This window comes from Ideonella sp., assembly GCF_036277275.1.
GTDB lineage: Bacteria > Pseudomonadota > Gammaproteobacteria > Burkholderiales > Burkholderiaceae_C > Ideonella.
In genome coordinates this window covers 1-2638 of record NZ_DASUNH010000118.1, presented here as the reverse complement: position 1 = coordinate 2638, position 2638 = coordinate 1, and the positions used below count along the sequence as shown (strand labels likewise).

At 67.8% G+C, this 2638-nt stretch carries 1 protein-coding gene; it reads left to right on the top strand.

The features are described 5' to 3' along the window. Nucleotides 1-853 precede the first annotated feature (853 nt). Entirely contained in the window at nt 854-2512 is a 1659-nt protein-coding gene (locus VFY73_RS19800; protein WP_329721990.1) for an amino acid adenylation domain-containing protein, read from the top strand. Nucleotides 2513-2638: the final 126 nt, after the last annotated feature.

The window sequence follows — 2638 nt, the reverse complement described above, 5'->3', positions numbered from 1 at the left end:
GGGTGGCGCCGCCGGCGCACAGCGCGGCAACGGCGGCCAGTTTCAACAGGCGTTGCGAGGAATCGTTCAACTTCATCAGGGTCGAGGTCATGCGGTGTCTCCACTGAAGGTCATGGTTGAACCAACCCGGGGGATCGAGGGAGCCCGACCCCGGGTTGCGCGAGCCACGTCGGCGGGGGAAAGCCACCGGGCCGAAAGCGCCGCCACATCTTGCCGATGCAGCCGCCACCGAAGGATCAGCGATGATCAGTGACCAGGTGTTGCATGAGCCACGCAACCATGCCGCATGCCGCCTGCCGCGCGAAGGCCGCGGCGCCAAGCATCGCAAGCTAGGGGGTGGTAGGGGGTGGCCGTCCGCCCACGCCGGATGTCGATGCCGAGCCTTCGTGGTGGCGGTGTGACCGGTCGTCGAGGCGGTACGGTTTGCTGAGGATTCCCCTTGCAACCCCTCGCACACCCCTCGCAATTCTTCGCAGACCTTTGCCATTCACCGAAGGGGCCTCCAAAGCTAACCATTGAATGGTGCGCACCGATGGATACCGCATCCGCGCTTCGCGCTGCCCGTTTCCGTTGCAAAGAGTTGCGCCCTCCACCCCCTAACTCATGACAACCACGCAGTGGGGTTTGCAGCACTCACCGCAAGACTAGGCCGTGAAGCAGCACCCCGGCAAGGTCATGACGTGGGCCGGCCGCCTTGCGCGCGGCGACGGCCTTGATGCGACACGCCGAAACGCGCCCAGACGCGCGGAAGGGGACCAACATGCGAACTGTAGTCGAGGAAGGCGCCGGACTGGCCGGTGTTTCGTGGGCGGCCATGGCCGCCGTGCCAAGGGGTGAGAGCGCTGAATTGTCAGTGGAACTTGAAAGTTCGACATCGGCGACGCTGCGCTTCTCGCGCTCGGCGATGGCCTCGTTGTCATTCGAAGACCAGCAGACGTTCGAGCGCTTCGGGCAGGGCCCTCTGGTCGAATTGCCACGCAGCTGCATCCACCACGCGATCGAGGCGCAGGCGCTGGCACAGCCCGACGCCATCGCCGCGCAGCACCTGGGCCAGGTCATCAGTTACGCGATGCTGGATCGGCAGGCCAACCGGCTCGCCCACCTGCTGGCGCAGCACGGCGTGGTCACCGGGGATCGGGTCGCCCTGTTCGTGCACCGTTCGATCCCGATGGTGGTCGGCATCCTCGCGGTGCTGAAGGCCGGCGCGTCCTATGTGCCGCAGCACGTGGGTGTGGCCAAGGAGCCGCAGCTGCGGCATGTGGTCAAGGTGTCATCGGCGCGGGTCGTGTTGACCCTGTCGCACTTGCGCTCGCAGGTGCCGGTGCCACCGGGCGGCGTCTGCCTGGCGATCGACGAACTGATGGCCGAACCGTTCGACGGGCAGGCGACGCCCCGCTTCACCCCACGCCTGCCTGTATCAGGCGCCGACGGCTGCTTCACGCTGTTCACCTCGGGCACGACCGGCATGCCCAATGGCGTGCAGGTCACCCACCACAACGTCTGCAACATCCTGCTGACCGAGCCGGGGCGGCTGGGCATGCGGCCGGGACTCAAGGTCTCGCACATCCTGGCCATCGCGTTCGACATGGCGGCGTGGGAGATCCTCGGCTGCCTGGCCCATGGCGCGACGCTGGTGATCCGCGGCGCGAGCATTGCCGAGGCGGTGCAGCAGGCCGACATCGTGATCGCGACGCCGACGATCCTGAGCGAGCTGGACGCCGATGCCTGCCGCAACGTGCGCGTGGTGGCCGTGGCCGGCGAGCCTTGCCCGAAGCCGCTGGCCGACAAATGGGCGAGCTTCTGCACCTTCTACAACTCCTGCGGGCCGACCGAGACGACGATCGTCAACACCGCGCAGCACTACCTGCCCGACGGGCGGCCGTTGACGATCGGCAAGCCGACGCCGAACAACACGGTGTACGTGCTCGACGAGCACCGCCGGCCATGCCCGATCGGCGAGATCGGCGAGATGTGGGCAGGCGGGGCCTGCGTGTCGGCCGGCTACCTGCACAACGACGCGCTGAACGCCGAGCGCTACGCGGCCGACCCGTTCCTCGGCCATGGACACCGGATGTTCCGCACCCGCGACCTGGGCCGCTGGACCGAGGACGGCGAGCTGGAGCATTTCGGCCGGGTCGACGACCAGGTCAAGGTGCGTGGCTTTCGGGTCGAGTTGGATTCGGTATCGAGCGTGCTGGAGCAGGCGCCGCAGTGTGAGCGCGCGGTGACCCTGAAGTTCGACGAGCGCGGGCTGGTGGCCTTTGTCGCGCCGCAGAGCGTGGATGCAACGGCCGCGCGCGAGCTGGTGGCGGCCACGTTGCCGTACTACTGCGTGCCGATGGTCGTGTTTGCGCTCGACAGCCTGCCGATGACCGACCGCGGCAAGGTCGACAAGCGCAGGCTGATGGCGCTGGCGCAAGAGTCGGGGCTGATCGAACCCCACCGGGCCGGCCACCCGATATCCGCCAATCCGGCCGGCATGGCCGCTGCGACGCATGGGGTGACCGCGTGATGGAGAACCAGCTTCACCTGGCGCCGTCGCTGCGCGCCAGCCCGCTCAGGCGCTGGGTGACCCACCCCTGGCTGATGCACTACCACCTGCTGGTCGTGCTGGTGGCCACGCTGAACCTGGCCGTGC